The sequence below is a fragment of the Agromyces sp. NPDC060279 genome, assembly GCF_042726785.1.
Classification (GTDB): domain Bacteria; phylum Actinomycetota; class Actinomycetes; order Actinomycetales; family Microbacteriaceae; genus Agromyces.
In genome coordinates this window covers 1,759,616-1,776,918 of sequence record NZ_JBHXBK010000001.1, presented here as the reverse complement: position 1 = coordinate 1,776,918, position 17,303 = coordinate 1,759,616, and the positions used below count along the sequence as shown (strand labels likewise).

The following is a 17,303-nucleotide window of genomic DNA, read 5'->3' as shown; positions in this document are numbered from 1 at the left end:
GTTCGAGGGGCTGGGGTGTTGTTTGGGGTGTTCTGCCTCTGCCTGGGGTGGAGGTTCTGTCGGACGGAGGGCCTCGTTTTCCTGTTGGGCCCCCCCGCTCCGGGGTGGATGCCTCGGCGGGGCCGCCGCGGCGGTTCAGTGGTGCAGGTGCACGTGCACCTCGAGCTGCTCGCGGCGCGGGCCGCGACCGTGGCCGCGACCGCCGTGGCGCTCGTCGTGCCCGCCGCGAGACTCGTGCCCGCAGTGCTCGTGCCCGAAGCCGTGGTCGCCGTGACGCTCGTCGCGGGGACCGCGGTGGCCGTGCTCGTGCGGGAAGCCCCCGCGGTGGCCGTGCTCGTGCGGGAAGCCCCCGCGCTCGCCGTGGAAGCGGCGGCCGCCTCGGCGGCCTCGCGGCATCGGCTGCGACTCGTCCCAGCCGAGCTCGCGGGCGATCGCCTCCAGCGTGCGGAGCGTCGTCGCGAAGTCCTCGTCGGACACCGCGCCGGCGACCCGCTCGCGGAATCCGTCGACGCGGGACTGCAGGCGCTCGCGCGCCGCTCGTCCTTCCTCGGTGAGCTCGCCGCGCTCGAGCCAGCCGTGCTCGGCGAGTCGGCGGGCGAGCTTCGGCCGCTCGGAGAGGCGGGCGGCGAGCCGCTCGTCCTCTGCGGCGCCGGCGTACAGGTTCAGTGCGCGCCAGTCGCGGCGGCTGAGACCCTCGTCGGCGAAGAGCTCCGCCATCTCCTCGGAGAGGCGACGGTCGACGAGCTTGAGCCAGAAGCCGAACGGGCGGGTACCCGCCGTGGGCTCGGTCGGCTCGGGGGCGGGGTGGTCTTCGTGGGTGGTCATGGTGTTCCTCTCTCGGTGGCCCGCCTCGGCGGGTCCCGGCGCGCGGTGCGCGATGATTCGATATTGCATGTCTTATGACATGTATATGTACTATGACATGTATGTCTGATCGAGGTCAAGGGGCTCCCAGCGAACGCTCGGGTTCTGGCGATCCGGTGTCCCGCATCGAAGCGGCGCTCGGGATGCTTCGCGGGGGCCCTCGCGGCTTCGGCCCGCACGGCGGCGGCCCCCACGGCGGCGGCCCGCACGGCGGCGGGCATCACGGTCGCGGTCCCCACGGCGGCGGGCACCACGGCGACGCTCCGCACGGCGACCCCGAGCGCAGGGGCTGGCGCGGCCCGGGCGGCCGCGGGGGCCAGGCGGCGCTGCGCGTGCTGCACCTCCTCGACGAGCACGGCCCGGCCTCGGTCGGCGAGCTCGCCGACCGCATCGGCGTCGATCAGCCCCGGGCGAGCCGACTCGTCGCCGCGGCCGTCGCTGCGGGCCATGTGCGGCGCGAACCCGATCCGAACGACGCGCGCCGGGCCATCCTCGTCATCACCGAGAGCGGCCGCGAGGCGCTGCGGTCACTCCTCGGCCGCCGCCGCGGCGCGGTCGAACGCGCGCTCGACGGCTTCAGCGCCGAGGAGCGGGCGCAGTTCGCCGAGCTCTTCGCGCGCTTCGCCGAGGGGTGGCGCCGCGCCTGAGCCCGAGGACTACTCGGATGCCGGGACCCGCGTGTTCCGCGTCGACTTCACCGGGATGAGCAGCGCGAGCCCGACGGCGATCACCAGCACGATGCCGAGGATGCCGAAGTACGCCTGATTGCCGCTGAGCGTCACGAAGATCGCGAAGGCGGTCGGGGCCAGGAAACTCACCGCACGGCCGGTCGTCGCGTAGAGGCCGAACACCTCGCCCTCGCGGCCGGGCGGGATGAGCCGGGCGAGGAAGGTGCGGCTCGCCGATTGCGCCGGCCCGACGAAGAGGCAGAGCGCGAGCCCGGCGGTCCAGAAGACCATCTGCCCGCCGTCGTGCAGGAAGAACACGATGAGTCCGCTGACGACGAGCCCGACCAGGGCGACCACGATGACCGGCTTCGCGCCGAGCTTGTCGTCGAGCGCGCCGACCGCGATGGTCGAGATGCCGGCGACGACGTTCGCGGCGATGGCGAAGACGATGACCTCACCGGCGGAGAAGCCGAAGACCGAGGCCGCGAGCACGCCGCCGAACGTGAACACGCCGGCGAGCCCGTCGCGGAACACCGCGCTCGAGAGCAGGAACCACACCGTGTTGCGGTCCTCCTTCCAGAGCTTCGCGATGTCCCGGCCGAGCCGCCGGTACGAGGCGAAGAAGCCCACCCGCTCGCGCCGCACCGCAGGCCCCCGGTACTCGGGCACGGCGAACAGCACCGGCAGGGCGAAGAGGCCGAACCAGAGGGCCGAGACGAGCATCGAGACGCGCACCGCGAGGCCGTCGTCGCCCGTCACGCCGAACCAGCCGACCTCGGGCTGGATGAAGCCGAAGTAGACGATGAGCAGCAGCACGATGCCGCCGACGTAGCCCATGCCCCAGCCGAAGCCCGAGACCTTGCCGATGGAGCGCGGCGTCGAGACCTGCACGAGCATGGCGTTGTAGTTCACGCCGGCGAACTCGAAGAACACGTTGCCCGCCGCGACGAGGAAGAGGCCGAGCAGCAGGTACTCCGGGGTCGGCAGCACGAAGAACATCGCGAGCGTGCAGGCGACGACGAGGTACGTGTTGACCGCGAGCCAGAGCTTCCGCCGTCCGCTCGTGTCGGAGCGCTGCCCCGTGATCGGCGCGAGCAGCGCGATCAGCAGTCCGGCGATGCCGAGCGCCCACCCCAGCTGCGCCTCGACCGTGCCGCTCGGCCCGAACGAGTCGCTCGTGAGGTACACCGTGAAGACGAAGGTCGTCACCACGGCGTTGAACGCCGCCGAGCCCCAGTCCCAGAGGCCCCAGGCCAGGATGCGGCCGCGCCTGGCCCCGGCCTCGGTGACCGCCTCCACCTGCTCCGTGCCGACGCCGATGGTCGCCGCGGCGCCCTCCGCGCTCGTCATCGGGGCGGGCGGGAAGTTGCGGGGGCGCCGGTCGGCGTCGCCGCCGCCGGCTCGCTCGCCCTGCGGTGCGGTGGGGTCGGTCATGGCGGCAGTCTCCCGAGATCCGGTGAACGGGTGGTGACGGCGCACGTCCGGGGATCGGCGTCGATCGTCTGCACTGTATCGCGCGGCGCGCGGCGCGCGCGATGCGCGCGGTTCGCGCCATCCCCGATACGTGTCCCGGGCGGGAGAGTTGTTTGCGGTTACCGCTGCACCGGCCCATAGCATCGGCTGCATGCCCATGATGCTTCAGGGACTGTCAGACGACGCCATTCGATTGCTGGAGACTCTTGAGGTCGTCCAGACTCAGGAACCGAGGCTTATCGCAGCGGTCCGTCGGGCTCGGCTACTGGCGAATTCCACGGCTCTGAGGCGGCCGGAGACGGACTCGGCGGTCGAGGAGTATCGGCGCTGCCGAGAGCGCATCGAGCGGTTCTATGAAGTCCGTTCGGCCCTCCGTGCTCAAGCGCGCAGGGCCGGGGCTCCCCGGGGAGTCATCCGTGCTTTCGAAAACCGAGGCGCTCGACCGGGATGCTAAGCGCATCGATGAAGCTCCCGGTTGTCAACTTTCCGTAGGCTCCGCAGTCTTCGACCACCCCGAGGCGCGCCGACGAGCGAGGCATCGTTCCCGACTGGTACGACCGACGCGGCCGCAGGTGTAAATCAGCGGTCATTTTTTGGTGCGTTTCCATGCGGATTTCGCTGGGTAATTCGGCGTGAGTTTCGTATCATCGGGGTATGGCTATCGCAGTGGCGTCAAATCAGCGGCCGGGACTTCGCGCGTATGAGGACTCGGTCCGGCTTCCTTTCGCGGATCTCGTGAGTGAACTTCGCGAGCTCATCGGCGTGCGGCTTGTCGCGTACGTCGGCGGGGTGAAGTCGGCGCGTTCCGTGAGTAGCTGGGCTGATGGCACCGGCGAGCCTGGGGAGCAGGATCGCGAACGACTCCGGCACGCTTTCCATGCGGCGGCGCTACTGCGTGAGCGGTACGACGTCACGACGGTGCAGTCGTGGTTCAAGGGAATGAACCCGGCGCTCGGTGACGCTGCGCCAGCGCAGGTGCTGCGTGAAGGTGACCCATTCGACGGTGCTCGTGAGGTGATCTCCGCCGCGAAGTCGTTCGCAACGCTCGGATGAGTGTCCCTGGCCTCGTGATCGCGAGCGAGCCTGGCACGGTATTGCACGTCGGTTTCGCCCCAGATCCTTGGGCGTGGGCGCCGTGGCACTACGCGAATGACGCTGGACGATTCGATGGACGTTGGGACGACGAACTCGGCGAATTCCGCACCATTTACACCGCGGACAGCTTGCTCGGTTGCTTCCTTGAATTGCTCGCGCGATTTCGGCCCAGCGCCCCACTCGTTTCAGCGCTGGATGAGATCGAGGACGATGATGGCACGATGGCCCAGTTCCCAGATCAAGCAGCGGGGAGCGTCGGATACTCCTGGCTCGAAGGCCGGGAATATGGCTCAGCGATTCAGTCGGGCAAGTACTGCTACATCACTCACTCCCGCACGATTGCCGCGCTGCAGCAGCACTACCCCTTCGCGCGGCACGGGCTTGGCCTAGTCGACGTCGATGCTGCTCTCCTGAAGGACGCGCGTGACCGCGTCTTGACACGATCGATCGCACGGTGGCTCTACGACCTCCGTGGTGACCGTCGCGATGAACTTGTCGATGGCATCGAGTTTCGATCCCGACACGGGGACGAGATCCGCATGTGGGCACTCTTCGAGCGGGGACACGACGCAGAGCGCAGTCAGTGCCTCCTGCCGAATCGGATGCCGGTCCGCGTTGCCGAGGACCTCCCCGATCTTGTCGAAGCGATGCGCAGGCACGGCTTGCACTGGTCGGAGTAGGCCTCGCATGCTCATGCCGCCCCGGCCGACTCGCCCGCTACCAGTGCAGCACGCCCACCAGCTCGCCGAACAGCTCCTCCGCGTCGCACTCGAGCCGGCGCCGGGTGAACCACTCGCAGAGGTTCACGCAGTCGCGGTGCAGCAGCTCGAGCCCTGCGGGGTTCGCGATGACGTCGACCACCTGGGGCAGGTCGATGACGACGACGCGGCCGTGGTGCACGAGCACGTTGTAGGGCGAGAGGTCGCCGTGCGCGAGCCCGGCTCCGGCGAGCACGTGCATGAACTCGACGAGCTGGTGGAACAGTTCGCGCAGCTCGGCCGGCTCCGCCCGCACCTGGGCGAGCCGCGGCGCCGCGACCCGGTCGTCGCCGATGAACTCCATCAGCACCTCGGTCTCCTGCACCTGCACGGGGTACGGCACCGCCGCCCCGAGCCGGGTCAGCTCGCTGAGCGCCTGGAACTCGGTGCTCGCCCACTGCACCCGCGCCACCTCGCGACCGAAGGTGGAGCGCTTGTCGATGGCGCGCTGGTCGCGGCTGCGGCGGGTGCCGCGGCCGTCGGTGTAGATCGAGGACCGATGGAAGTCGCTGCGCTCGATGCCCCGGTACCGCTTCGCGGCGAGCACGACGTGCTCGCCGACGGTCCCGGGCAGGGCGCCCGGCACGGCGCGTTCGAGCAGGAACAGATCGGCCTCCTTGCCGCTCTTCACGACACCGAGCTCGGTGTCGATCGCGCCGGCCGAGGTCACGAGCCAGTCGGGGCGCGGCTCGGGGCCGCGTTCGGTGGGGATGGTGGCCGGCCAGGTCGACCAGCGCTGGCCGTCGCCGGGTTCGGCGGCGGAGAAGAAGAGACCGGATGCCGCGTCGAGCGGCGCGCCGGCGGAGTCGTCGAGAGACGAGAGGAAGTTCACGATGGTGGCTTTCGGATCGTGAGGCCACCGGGTGCCGCGACGGGCTTAGGCGGCGGCGGCCTCGAGGAGGGTGTCTGCTGAACGCGCGACGAAGGCGTCGGTCATCACTCGCTCCTCTCTCTCGATCCTGCGGGCCGTCGATGCGGCCGGTCTCGGTCGCTCAGGCGACCGAACACGCAGCTTACGCCCGCTCACCCGCCATGTCCATGCCCCGTTCCGGACGGAACGGGGGTCATTTGGCTACTTCGACCGGTGAAATCGTTGCCGCGCCGCCGTTTTCCCCGCTACGCTCTCGGGTGCGCTCCGCGGGAGCGCGTGATCCCTACCCCAGAGAGGCACCCCTCATGAGCAACACTCCCGCTCAGCCGCCGGCCGACTACCCCGGCAAGACCCTCGGCATCGTCGGTCTCGTGCTCGCCATCATCACGCCGCTGATCGGTCTGATCATCAGCGCGGTGGCGCAGTCGCAGTCGAAGAAGGCGGGCTACCCGAACGGCCTCGCCAAGGCCGGAGTGATCGTCGGCTCGATCCTCACCGCGCTCGGCGTCATCTTCTTCATCATCTACATCGTGATCATCGTGGCGGCCGTCAACTCCGGCAGCGTCTCGAGCTACTGATCGAACGACGCGAGGGGGCCCGCCGGTTTCGGAGGGCCCCCTTCGCGTTCCTCCGCGTCAGGCCGAGGCGCGTCGCGCCTTCAGATGCTTCTGGATCAGCTGCCACGCGGCGAAGGCGAGCAGCACCGAGAAGGCGATGTTCGAGACGAACGGCGTGATCGCCTGCGCCGTCCACGTGCCGAGCGGGGAGGCCACGCACGCCGTGACGCCGATGACGGCCGCCATCCGCAAGTCGACGTTGCGACGGCGGGCGTTGCCGATGGTGCCGGAGATCGAGCCGGGCACCATCATCGCGAGCGAGGTGCCCTTGGCGACGAGGTCGCTCGCGCCGAAGAAGAACATCAGGATCGGCACGAGGATGATGCCGCCGCCGACGCCCATGAGGCCCGAGAGCACCCCGGTCAGCAGGCCGACCGCGACGAGCGCCGCGCCCGTCCAGACGTCGATGCCGATCTCCGCGTCCCGCTGGGGCACCACGAGCCAGAGGCTCACGGCGACGACGGCCAGGAAGCCGAGGAAGCCCCAGAACAGGATGCCGCGCGGGAGCCGGGCGAGCAGGTAGGTGCCGAGCTGCGTCCCGCCGATCATGCCGACCGCGATGAGCGCGGCGGCGAGCCAGTCGACATGCCCGGTCACGCCGTAGCTGATCGTGCCGACGATCGCCGTCGGCAGGATCGCCGCGGTCGAGGTGCCCGCGGCGATGCGTTGGTCGATGCCGAGCAGCATCAGCGTCGGCACGAGCACGACGCCGCCGCCCACGCCGAAGAGGCCGGAGAAGTAGCCCATCATCAGGCCGAGCAGGATCAGGACCCAGATCGACAGGCGGGTGCGCTCCGGCATCATCGGGCGGCCTCCTCGAGCAGTTCGGCGGCCGCCTCGACGACGATCGCCGAGCCGTCGGAGCGCGGGTCGCTCGCGGCGTCGTAGCCTCCGGCGACGACGCGGATGAGGTTCGAGTGCCCGAGGTTCTCGTCGCGCGGCGGCACGAGCCTGGGCTTCAGCCCGCTCGCGTGCAGCGAGGTGAGCGTCGCCTCAGGCACATCCCGCTCGATCGTGATCGTGGCCTCGACGTCGCCGGCGTCCTGCACGCCGACGACCCAGCGCGGCGAGCTCGTCGCCTCGAGCGCGGAGGCGCCGGCGAGGGTGCGCAGCAGCAGGTGCGCGTGGATCTGCGGCTGCGCCTGGCCGCCCATCGTGGCCTGCGCCTGCAGCAGCTCGCCGTCGCGCAGCACGAGCACGGGCATGAGGGTGTGCGGCGGGCGGAGACCCGGTCCGAAGGCGGCGGGGTGGCCGGGGTCGAGCGAGAACGAGGTGCCGCGGTTCTGGAAGAGCACGCCCGTGCTGGGCTCCAGCACGCAGGCGCCGAACGCCCAGTAGACCGACTGCACGAGCGACACGGCCCAGCCGTCGGCGCTCACCGCGGTGAGACCCACGGTGTCGCCGGTGGCCGGGAGGTCGGCGCGGAGCTCGTCGAGCGGCGGGACGTCGGCGGCGACGAGCCCGGCGGCGTCGACGGTGGCGACGTCGGGATCGGACAGCCAGGCGCCGCGCACGCGGTTGTTGTCGTGGAAGACGTTCGCGAGTGCCCCGGCCCCCGCGCCGAGGGCGTCGGCGGGGGTGCCGAGCAGGCCGTTCGCGAGCGCCCTGACCGTGCGCAGCAGCGAGAAGCCCTGGGTGTTCGGCGAGGCGGTGACGACTTCGAGCTCGTCGACGGTCTCGGAGATCGGCGCCTCGACGACGACGCGGGCGGCCGCGGCGTCGACCGCCGTGATGCGGCTGCCGAGGGCGGCGAGGCCGTCGATCCAGCGGGTCGCGGTCTCGCCTGTGTAGAACTCGTCGGGCCCGTGCTCGGCGATGCGGTCGAGGGTGTCGGCGAGCGCGGGCTGCACGAGCGGCTCGCCCTCGTCGAGCGGGCGGCCGCCGGGCAGGAACAGGGCGCGGCATCCGGCGTCCGCCTCGAGGGCGGCGCGTTCGTCGCGGATGGCGCGGGCGACCGAGGTCGCGGTGGGCACGCCCTCGCGGGCGTAGCGGCGGGCCGCCTCGAGCCGGTCGGCCCACGGCAGTCGGCCGCCGATCGCCGCGAGCGCCTCCCAGCCGCGGATGCCGCCGGGCACCGTGACGGTGTCGACGCCGCGGGACGGCAGGCCCCCGCCGTGCCGGGCGCGGAGCGCGTCGAGCGATTCGCCCGCCGCGGAGCGGCCGGTCGCGTTCACGAAGCTGATCTCGCCCTCGGGGCTGCGGACGAGGGCGACGAGGTCGCCGCCGAGGGCCACGTTGTTCGGGTAGACGACGCAGAGGGCCGCGGCGGCGGCGATGGCGGCGTCGACGGCGGTGCCGCCGGCTCGGAGCGCGGCCGCGCCGGCCTCGGTGGCGAGGTAGTGCGAGCTCGCGACGGCGCCGAGAGGTGAGCTGGTGGTCATGGGCGGGGCCTTCTCATTGCGGACGATCGCGACGCGTCGATCCGCACGGCGGATGCGTCGGTGCTGACAGCGTGACATTTGGTCCTACCAACTGTCAAACTTTCCCCGACCCGCCTGGAGGCGTCGCGGCCGGGCGCTGCGGGCCGCGGTACGGTCGGGCCGGATGCCTCGGCTCAGGCCGTGCCGTCGCCCGCCGCGAGCGCCGCCGCGGCGTGCTCGATCTGCTCGCGCACGGCGCCGATGTGCAGCGCCGCCTCGTGCTGGGCGACCTCGGGCTCGCCCGAGGCGATCGCCGCGAGGATGCGGCGGTGGGCCGCGGTCGAGGTGTCGCGCCGCTCCTGCGTCTGGAGGGCGGTCGATCGGCTCGGCGCGATGAGGTTCGCGATCTGCTCGTTCAGCATCGCGAGCAGCGGGTTGTGCGTGTACTGGGCGATCGCCTGGTGGAAGGCCCGGTCGAGCTCGGCGTAGTGCTCCTTCGACTCCGGCGAGGCCATCTCGTCGACGAGCTGCTCGAGCTGCACGAGGTCGCGCGGGGTCGCGCGCTGCGAGGCGAGCGCGGCGATGGGCGGCTCGATGATCGAGCGCAGCTCGAGGATGTGCGCGATCTCCCCGCCCGTCGAACCGAGCACCTCGGCGAGGGCCGCGCCCGAGGCATCCCGCGCGTCGGCCGGTGAGAGCACGACGGTGCCGCGACCGGGCTTGCGGTCGATGAGGCCTCGACGCTCGAGCTCGTGCAGCGCCTGCCGGAGCGAGACGCGCGAGACGCCGAGGCGCTCGGTCAGCTCGAGCTCGGGCGGGAGTTTCTCGCCGGGCTGCAGCGTGCCGTCGAGGATGAGTCGCTCCAGCCGGATCGACAGCCGATCCGGCACCGACAGCGTGCGACCCTGCTCGATCTCAGTCCAGTCCATGCGGTTCCCTTCCGAGTCGATTGAATCAGCTCGACTGCCCGTGCGGGGGATTCCGGACGGTCCGTCCTGCTCGGCGAGCTCGGGCGTTGACGCCGGAGTCGTGCGCCGGTACTCTCCGACTAATCGTCCTACAAACTAACCAGTAGTCAAGTGGTGGATCAACGAAGGAGTTGTCAGTGTCTGTCGAGCTGCAGATCACCCCGAGCGAGTACGCCGCCCGAGTCGCGGGCGTGCGCCGGCTGATGGCCGAGGCCGAGCTCGACGCGATCGTCGTGTGGGGTCGCGGCGGCGGCACGATCGAGCGCTACGGCAACGTGCTCTACCTCTGCGGCCACTACGCCGTCTTCCCCACCATCCGCGACGTGCCCGGCGTCTGGAGCGACCGCGGCTACGCGGCCGTCGTCGTCACCGCCGATGAGCTCGTGCTCTGCTCGGAGGACGTCGACGCCGAACCGATCGGCGCCACCCGCCACCTCGCCCTCGACGGCCGCACCGGCGGCAGCCTCGGCGAGCTCGTCGGCGAGGCGCTGCGCGGCGGCAGCGGCCTGCGCATCGGCGTCGTCGGCAGCGACACGATGACCGCCAAGCAGCTCGCCGCCGTCGACCGCGCCACCGAAGGCCTGCGCCGTGGGGCGCTCGTGCTCGCCGACGACCTCGTCGAGACCGTGCGGTCCATCAAGTCCGACACCGAGATCGCGCTGCTCCGACGCGCCGGCGAGATCGGCAACCGCGCGCTGACCGCCGGCGCCGAGTTCCTCGTGCCCGGTGCGCGCGAGACCGACGCGGTCGCCGCGATGGTCGCCGAGCTCACCCGCAACGAGGCCGTCATGGCCAACGCCTTCGTCTACACCTTCGGCGCGGACGCGCCCGGCATCCCCACCCCGCCCACCTACTCCAACCGGGTGCTGCAGGCCGGCGACCTCTTCACCGTCGATCTCACCGGCGCCTACCGCGGCTACTTCTTCGACTTCGCCCGCAGCCGCGTCGTCGGCGCCGAGCCGACCGCGGCGCAGGAGGCGGCCTACCGCCTCGCCCGCACCTCCATCGACGCCGCCGCCGACGCCGCCAAGCCCGGCGCGACCGTCGGCGACCTCGCCCGCGCGGCTGACGAGCTGCTCGCCGAGGGCGGCTACGACTTCGAGCACGCCGAGTTCCAGGCCGGCGGCCACGGCCTCGGCCTCGGCTTCGAGGCCCCGTGGATCCGCCCCGAGAACGACCGGCCCATCGAGGTCGGCATGACCCTCGCCCTCGAGCGCTTCGTCGTGATGGGCGGCACCGCCGCCACCTTCGAGCGCAACGTGGTCATCACCGCCGACGGTGCGGTCGACCTCGCCCCCGTCCTCGACCTCTGGTAGGCCGTCGACTCCCCCGCACGCAGCAGCACCGCACCAGCAGCACCACTCCCGCACCCCCGAAGGAGTCCTGACATGTCCCGCACCTCGTACCGCGTCGCCGCGGCGGCGCTCGTCGTCCCACTCGCCGTCGGCCTCGCCGCCTGTTCGGCCGAGCGGCCCAGCCCGAGCGCCAGCGGCGGCTCGGCCGGCGCCGAGCTCGACTGGATCACCACGACGCCCGCCGCCTCCGGCCCCATCGACTCGTTCACGTGGAACCTCACGAGCGGCGAGCCCGCCTCGCTCGACTGGATCTACGCCTACAGCGACTCGGAGAACACCACCCTCGCGAACATGTGCGAGAGCCTCATGCTGCAGACGCCCGACTTCGGCCTCGAGCCCGGCCTCGCCGAGAAGGTCGACCGCCCCGACGACACGACGATGGTGCTCACCATCCGCTCCGGTGTCACCTTCTGGGACGGCAGCCCGCTCACCGCCGAAGACGTGGTCTTCAGCCTCTCCCGCAACCTCGACGACGCGGCCGGCTCCTACTGGGGCGTGCCCTTCTACGACCGGGTCGCCTCCATCGAGCAGACCGGCGAGCTGCAGGTGACCATCACGTTCACCGAGCCCGACGCGCTCTTCGAGCGGATGCTCGCGACCGCGGCCGGCGTCATCGGCTCGAAGGCGTACGTCGAGCAGGCCGGCGAGGCCTACGGCACCGCGTCCGGCGGCATCATGTGCACCGGCCCGTTCCAGTTCGACGGCTGGAAGCCGGGCACGAACATCACCATGTCGCGGTACGCCGACTACTGGAACGACGACCGCGCCGCGCTCGCCGATTCCGCGACCCTCACCTTCGTCACCGACGAGTCGACCATCGCGTCGAGCCTGCTCTCGGGCGACATCGACGGCACTTACCGGGTGCCGCTCTCGGCGACCGAGCCGCTCATGAACTCCGACTCCGGCAGCTTCTACCTGGGCGCGAGCACCGACTGGGTCGCCGTGCGCCCCACCGAGAAGGACGGCCCGTTCCAGAACGCCGAGCTCCGCCGCGCGCTGAGCCTCGCCTACGACCGTCAGGCGCTCGCCGACACGGTCTACCGCGGCACCGCCGCGCCCTCGCTGACGCCGATCCAGCCGGGCGCGTGGGGCTACGCGAAGGACGTCTGGGAGCAGGGCGCCGCCGAACTCCCGCCGGTCGCGCAGGACGTGGATGCCGCGAAGCAGCTCGTCGACGACAGCGGACTCGCCGGCCAGAGCATCACCGTCGCGCTGCCCGCCGAGACCGAGGCCGACAACAAGGCCGCCGAACTGCTCGCCGCGGCCGGCAAGGCCATCGGCATCGAGGTCAAGACGCAGACCCTGCCGCTCACGAGCTTCAACGCGCTCTACTTCGACGCGGCCGCCCGCGCCGAATACGACGCCTTCATCGTGAACGAGTACGGCGCCGGCGTCGCCGACCCGATCGTGTCCCTGAGCGAGTTCACCCCGCTGAGCGCCTACAACTACGGGCAGCTCGACGAGCCGAGCGTCACGGACAACGTGGCGGCCGCCTTCGGCGAGCTCGACGACACGGCCCGTGCCGAGTCCCTCGTGGCCGCACAGGCCGGGCTCGTCGACTCGATGGGGCTCATCAACCTGGTGAACCCGGGCATGCGGCTGTACCTGAACGACCGCATCTCCGGCGCGACCGCCTCGCTCGCGTTCCTCTACTACCCGTGGGCGGCGGGCATCGGCGCCAAGTAGCGCCGAGCCCCGTCCGAACCCGACCGAGGAGGGTCGTCGTCTTGCCCCGCTTCATCGCCATCCGTGTGCTCGAGGGACTGGCGACCCTCCTCGTGTCCTCGTTCCTGATCTTCGGGGCGCTGTACCTCGCGCCGGGCGATCCGCTCAGCTACCTGATCGGCAACCGCACCCTGAGCGACGAGGCGATCGCCGCGCTGCGCGAGCAGTACCACCTCGACGACCCCTTCCTCGTGCGCTGGGTCGCGTGGCTCGGCGACGTGCTCTCGGGCGACCTCGGCCGCTCGATCACCTACCGCGACGACGTGCTGTCGCTGCTCGGGCCGCGGCTCGCGACGACGACACTGCTCATCGCCTACGCGCTCGTCGTCATCGTCGTGATCGGCGTCGGGCTCGGCATCGTCGCGGCGCTCTCCCGCCGGGCGCTCAGCGACGTGATCCTCGCGGGCACCTCGATCGGCGTCGCCATCCCCTCCTTCGTGGCGGCCTCGACGCTCATCTCGGTGTTCGCGGTGGGGCTCGGCTGGTTCCCCGCGTTCGGGCCGGGCGACGGCTTCTTCGATCGGCTCTACCACCTGACGCTGCCGGTCATCGCGTTGACGCTCGCCTCCGGCTCCTACGTGATCCGGGTGACCCGGGCCGCCCTCCGCGAGGAGGCGGCGCGCGACCAGGTGAAGGCGGCCGTCGCGCGCGGTCTGCCGCGCGGCACGATCATCGGCCGGCACATCCTGCGCAACGGCCTCACGCCGGTCGCGACGGTCGTCGGCCTCACCCTCACGAGCCTCATCGTGGGCTCCGTCGTCGTCGAGCGGGCCTTCGCGCTCGACGGCATCGGCGCGCTGCTCACCGAGGCCGTCGCGAAGAAGGACTTCGGCGTGGTGCAGGCGATCTGCCTGCTGCTCATCACCGCCGTCGTCATCGTCGTGCTCATCGTCGACGTCATCCAGGTCGTGATCGATCCGCGGGTGCGCGAGCGTCAGGGGATCGCCGCATGACCACCGTCGTCTTCGAAGCGCTCCGGATGCGCCGGCGCCGCACGCGCACGAGCCGCGGCTTCGGCGTCACCGGCATCGTCGCGACCGCCGTCGTCGGCCTCGCGGTGCTCGCCGCGCTGCTCGCGCCCGTCATCGCGCCGTACGACCCGAACGAGGTCGACTTCGGCCTCACCTACCGCCCGATGGAGCCGTGGGCGCTGCTCGGAACGGACGGCTCCGGCCGGGACATCCTGAGCCGGCTGCTCTACGGCGCCCGCACGAGCCTGCTCGGCCCGGCGGTCGTGGTGCTCGTCGCCGCGGTCGTCGGCACGCTGCTCGCGCTCGTCGCCGCGATCTCGGGCGGCTGGGTCGACCGCATCCTCAGCCGCATCTTCGACATCGGCTTCGCCTTCCCCGGGCTGCTGCTCGCGATCCTCGCCGTCTCGGTGCTCGGGCCGGGCTTCACGACCGCGGTGCTCGCCCTCGCGATCGCCTACATCCCCTTCATCGCGCGGATCGTGCGCAGCGTCGCGGTCGGCGAGATGTCGCTGCCGTACCTCAGCGCCCTCGTCACGGTCGGCCAGTCGCGCACCAGGATCGCCGGGCGCCACCTGCTGCCCGCCGTGATGCCGACGGTGCTCGCCCAGTCGACGATCTCCTTCGGCTACGCGATGGTCGACCTCGCGGCGCTGTCGTTCCTCGGGCTCGGCGTGCAGCCGCCCGACGCAGACTGGGGCCTCATGATCTCCGAGGGGCAGCGCGGCGTGCTGCAGGGGTACTGGGAGGAGGCCACGTTCGCGGGCCTCGCCATCGTGATCGTCGTGGCCGCCGTCTCGCTGATCGGCGACCGGCTCGCCGATCGGGTCAGCCTGAACCGGGAGGGACGATGACCGAGCTGCTGGAGGTCGAGGACCTCGTCGTCGAGCTCTTCGACGGCGCCGAGTGGGTGCGCGCCCTCGACGGCGTGAGCTTCACCGTCGCGCCGGGCGAGATCGTCGGCTTCATCGGCGAGTCCGGCTCGGGCAAGTCGACGGCCGTCAACGCCGTCGCCCGGCTGCTGCCGGCCTCGGCGCGCGTGAGCGGCAGCATCCGCTTCGACGGGCGCGACGTGCTCGCGTTCCGCCAGCGCGAGCTCGCCCGCTTCCGCTCGGAGGAGCTCGGCATGGTCTTCCAGGACCCGCGCGCCTCCGTGAACCCCGTCACGACGGTCGGCGAGTACGTCACCGAGGGGCTGCGCAAGACGAAGCGGATGCCTCGGGCCGAAGCGTACGCGCGCGCCGAGCAGCTGCTCGGCGAGGTCGGCATCGCCGAGCCCGCGCAGCGCCTGGCCGAGTACCCGCACCAGCTCTCCGGCGGCATGCTGCAGCGCGCGGTGATCGCGGCGGCGCTCTCGACCGATCCGCGGCTCATGCTCGCCGACGAGGCCACGACCGCGCTCGACGTGACCCGGCAGGCGGAGATCGCCGCGATCCTGCGCGCCGCGACGCGCGAACGCGGGCTCGGCACCATCTTCATCACGCACGACCTGGAGCTCGCCGGGGCGCTCTGCGACCGCATCTGCGTCATGTACCGCGGGCGCATCGTCGAGCAGCTGCCGGCCGAGCAGCTGCACGGCGGCGCGAGGCACCCGTACACCCTGGCCCTGCTGCGCTCGCGGCCGAGCATCGAAGAGCGGATGCCCCGGCTGCCCACGATCACGGCGGCCGACCGCGAGGCGTTCCTCACCGCGCCGGCGGTGGCCGCAGGCGGCGCCGGCGGGGCATCCGCGTCGGAGGCATCCGCGTCAGAAGGAGGAGCGCGATGAGCGCCGAGCAGCCGGAGGCGACGCCCGCGGTCGTCGTCGACGACGTCACCCGGGTCTTCAGCAAGCGCGGGCGCCGCACCGTCGCCGTCGACGGCGTCTCCTTCACCATGCGCGCCGGTCGCGACCTCGGCATCGTCGGGGAGTCCGGTTCGGGCAAGTCGACCCTCGCGCGCATCATCATGGGCCTCGACCAGCCGACGAGCGGCCGGGTGCTCGTGCACGGCGAGGACCTCACCTCGAAGTCGCGCTCCCGGGCCGAACGGCTGCGCCGGGCGAAGCTCGTGCAGATGGTCTACCAGGACCCGTACGGCTCGCTCGACCCGCGGCAGACCGTGCGCTCCTGCCTCGTCGAGGTGCTGCGCCTGCACCCGCCGCGCGGCGGCAACGTCGCGGCCCGCGCGAGCGAGCTGGGCGACCTCGTCGGGCTGACGCCGGCGCAGCTCGACCGCAGTCCGGTGGGGCTCTCGGGCGGGCAGCGGCAGCGCGTCGCGATCGCGCGGGCGCTCGCCGTCGAGCCGCGGCTGATCATTCTCGACGAGGCGGTCGCCGCGCTCGACATCTCGATCCAGGCGCAGATCCTGAACCTGCTCGCCGAACTCCGCGACGAGCTCGGCACGGCCTACCTGCTGATCTCCCACGACCTCGCCGTCGTGCGGCAGCTCACCGACGACGTCGTGGTGCTGCACCACGGCCGGCTCGTCGAGCAGGGCGAGACCGGCGCGGTGCTCGACGATCCCGCCGAGGACTACACCCGGCGCCTGCGCGACAGCATCCCGAGCCGGCACTGGCGGGAGCCCGGCATGCTCGAGGAGCTCACCCGGGTGGGGTGAGCACGGGGGCGCCGAGCTGCGCGGAGAGCTCGGCCGCGCCGCGCGCGGCCAGCCGGCCGGCGGCGTCGAGGTGGGCGCCGAGGCGCGGCTTCGGGGCGCTGATGTTCACCGCGGCGATGATCTGCCCGCGGAAGTCGTACACGGGGGCGGAGACGCCGACGACGCCCGCCTCGAACTCCTCGTCGACGGTGGCATAGCCGCGCTCGCGGATGCGCCGGATCTCGGCGAGCAGGCTGTCGAAGTCGGTCACGAGCAGCTTGCCGGGCGGCGGTGGCGGCGGCGGCACCACGCTCGGGCCCGAGGGGCGCGAGGAGGCCGGACTCACGATCGCCTCGTCGTGCCCGTGCAGCTCGTACCAGGCGGCGAGCTCCTCGTCGGACCATCCGCTCACGAGCACCCGCCCGGCCGAGGTGCGCCAGGCCGCCGTGCTCACGCCCTCCCAGCCGAGGCCGCGGAAGGCGTGCTCGCTGAGCTCGCTCGCGAGCGTCAGCACGCTGCCGCCGCGCAGCACGCAGAGATGCGTCGTCTCGTGCGTCGCGGCGACGATGCGACGGAGGTAGCCGGTGGCCTCCCGCACGAGCCGAGCCTCTGCGGTGCGGGCGGCCAGCGCGTAGAGCTGGTAGCCGAGGCTGTAGCCGAGGGTCACCGGGTCGCGGGCGACGAGCCCGGCGTCGGCGAGCGTCGCGAGGGTGCGGGAGACCTGGCCCTTGTCGCGGCCGGCGAGCTCGGCGAGCCGCACGACGCCGAGGCCGCCCTGCTGCAGCGCCTCGTCGCTGCCGAGCGCCTCGAGGAGCTCGAGATCGCGGCGGAGCCCGGCGGAGTTGCGCCGCTGCCCCGTCGCCGCCGTCGTCGGTGGAGTCATGGGGCCAGCGTAGAGCGGCGTTGACACTTGCGCAACAGCAGTTGCGCATATCGTGACCCCGACGTATCGTCGCTGCATCGACCACCGAGCCCTCGGCGGTTCTCGACGATGAGAAGGGAGC

The 17,303-nt window shown here is 71.8% G+C and carries 17 protein-coding genes; 10 read left to right on the top strand and 7 right to left on the bottom strand.

Features of this window, described 5'->3' with window-relative positions:
• Window positions 1-135: 135 nt before the first annotated feature.
• Window positions 136-825: a MarR family winged helix-turn-helix transcriptional regulator gene (locus tag ACFWE1_RS08450; RefSeq protein ID WP_376932998.1), complete on the bottom strand. Its 690-nt coding sequence runs from the start codon at window positions 823-825 to the stop codon at window positions 136-138.
• A gap of 155 nt (window positions 826-980) precedes the next feature.
• Here ACFWE1_RS08450 and ACFWE1_RS08445 point away from each other — a divergent pair, with 155 nt between their 5' ends.
• Window positions 981-1,511, top strand: a complete 531-nt coding sequence (locus ACFWE1_RS08445) for a MarR family winged helix-turn-helix transcriptional regulator (RefSeq protein WP_376932997.1) — start codon at window positions 981-983, stop codon at window positions 1,509-1,511.
• Window positions 1,512-1,520: 9 nt separating this feature from the next.
• Here the strand turns inward: ACFWE1_RS08445 and ACFWE1_RS08440 are convergent, their stop codons facing one another.
• Window positions 1,521-2,882 carry an MFS transporter gene (locus tag ACFWE1_RS08440; protein WP_376933088.1) on the bottom strand — a complete coding sequence of 454 codons (1,362 nt, stop codon included), beginning with the start codon at window positions 2,880-2,882 and terminating at the stop codon, window positions 1,521-1,523.
• Window positions 2,883-3,659: 777 nt separating this feature from the next.
• On the opposite strand from ACFWE1_RS08440, the gene ACFWE1_RS08435 reads away from it, so the two are divergent.
• Window positions 3,660-4,058: a hypothetical protein gene (locus ACFWE1_RS08435; protein ID WP_376932996.1), complete on the top strand. Its 399-nt coding sequence runs from the start codon at window positions 3,660-3,662 to the stop codon at window positions 4,056-4,058.
• A 14-nt stretch (window positions 4,059-4,072) separates the two neighbouring features.
• Window positions 4,073-4,780 (top strand): RES domain-containing protein, encoded by a 708-nt coding sequence (locus ACFWE1_RS08430; protein ID WP_376932995.1) that lies wholly within the window; start codon window positions 4,073-4,075, stop codon window positions 4,778-4,780.
• 37 nt (window positions 4,781-4,817) lie between these two features.
• On the opposite strand, the gene ACFWE1_RS08425 is transcribed toward ACFWE1_RS08430, so the two are convergent.
• Window positions 4,818-5,690: a serine protein kinase RIO gene (locus tag ACFWE1_RS08425; RefSeq protein ID WP_376932994.1), complete on the bottom strand. Its 873-nt coding sequence runs from the start codon at window positions 5,688-5,690 to the stop codon at window positions 4,818-4,820.
• Window positions 5,691-6,034: 344 nt separating this feature from the next.
• Here ACFWE1_RS08425 and ACFWE1_RS08420 point away from each other — a divergent pair, with 344 nt between their 5' ends.
• A complete protein-coding gene (locus ACFWE1_RS08420; protein ID WP_376932993.1) occupies window positions 6,035-6,307 on the top strand; it encodes a DUF4190 domain-containing protein in 273 nt (90 codons plus the stop codon).
• A 57-nt stretch (window positions 6,308-6,364) separates the two neighbouring features.
• Here ACFWE1_RS08420 and ACFWE1_RS08415 read toward each other — a convergent pair whose 3' ends face one another.
• From ACFWE1_RS08415 to ACFWE1_RS08405, 3 genes are all read right to left on the bottom strand, one after another.
• Window positions 6,365-7,150, bottom strand: a complete 786-nt coding sequence (locus ACFWE1_RS08415; protein ID WP_376932992.1) for a sulfite exporter TauE/SafE family protein — start codon at window positions 7,148-7,150, stop codon at window positions 6,365-6,367.
• A complete protein-coding gene (locus ACFWE1_RS08410; RefSeq protein WP_376932991.1) occupies window positions 7,147-8,727 on the bottom strand; it encodes a gamma-glutamyltransferase in 1,581 nt (526 codons plus the stop codon). Before ACFWE1_RS08410 ends, ACFWE1_RS08415 begins: the two co-directional genes overlap by 4 nt.
• A gap of 173 nt (window positions 8,728-8,900) precedes the next feature.
• The gene (locus ACFWE1_RS08405) at window positions 8,901-9,635 is read right to left on the bottom strand and encodes a FadR/GntR family transcriptional regulator (protein WP_243570071.1); all 735 of its coding nucleotides are present in this window, start codon (window positions 9,633-9,635) and stop codon (window positions 8,901-8,903) included.
• Between the two features lie 176 nt (window positions 9,636-9,811).
• Between ACFWE1_RS08405 and ACFWE1_RS08400 the strand changes: the two genes are divergently transcribed.
• The 6 genes from ACFWE1_RS08400 to ACFWE1_RS08375 all read left to right on the top strand — a co-directional run bounded on the left by ACFWE1_RS08400 (window position 9,812) and on the right by ACFWE1_RS08375 (window position 16,320).
• On the top strand, window positions 9,812-10,990 hold the full coding sequence (locus ACFWE1_RS08400) for a M24 family metallopeptidase (protein ID WP_376932990.1): 1,179 nt from the start codon (window positions 9,812-9,814) through the stop codon (window positions 10,988-10,990).
• A gap of 72 nt (window positions 10,991-11,062) precedes the next feature.
• Window positions 11,063-12,715 carry an ABC transporter substrate-binding protein gene (locus tag ACFWE1_RS08395; RefSeq protein ID WP_376932989.1) on the top strand — a complete coding sequence of 551 codons (1,653 nt, stop codon included), beginning with the start codon at window positions 11,063-11,065 and terminating at the stop codon, window positions 12,713-12,715.
• Between the two features lie 41 nt (window positions 12,716-12,756).
• Entirely contained in the window at window positions 12,757-13,707 is a 951-nt protein-coding gene (locus ACFWE1_RS08390; RefSeq protein WP_189084093.1) for an ABC transporter permease, read from the top strand.
• On the top strand, window positions 13,704-14,576 hold the full coding sequence (locus tag ACFWE1_RS08385; RefSeq protein ID WP_376932988.1) for an ABC transporter permease: 873 nt from the start codon (window positions 13,704-13,706) through the stop codon (window positions 14,574-14,576). Before ACFWE1_RS08390 ends, ACFWE1_RS08385 begins: the two co-directional genes overlap by 4 nt.
• Window positions 14,573-15,490 (top strand): ABC transporter ATP-binding protein, encoded by a 918-nt coding sequence (locus ACFWE1_RS08380; protein ID WP_376932987.1) that lies wholly within the window; start codon window positions 14,573-14,575, stop codon window positions 15,488-15,490. The genes ACFWE1_RS08385 and ACFWE1_RS08380 overlap by 4 nt, the downstream gene beginning before the upstream one ends.
• Window positions 15,487-16,320, top strand: a complete 834-nt coding sequence (locus tag ACFWE1_RS08375; RefSeq protein ID WP_376932986.1) for an ABC transporter ATP-binding protein — start codon at window positions 15,487-15,489, stop codon at window positions 16,318-16,320. The genes ACFWE1_RS08380 and ACFWE1_RS08375 overlap by 4 nt, the downstream gene beginning before the upstream one ends.
• Here the strand turns inward: ACFWE1_RS08375 and ACFWE1_RS08370 are convergent.
• Window positions 16,304-17,182 (bottom strand): IclR family transcriptional regulator, encoded by an 879-nt coding sequence (locus ACFWE1_RS08370; RefSeq protein ID WP_376932985.1) that lies wholly within the window; start codon window positions 17,180-17,182, stop codon window positions 16,304-16,306. The genes ACFWE1_RS08375 and ACFWE1_RS08370 overlap by 17 nt on opposite strands.
• Window positions 17,183-17,303 lie beyond the last annotated feature (121 nt).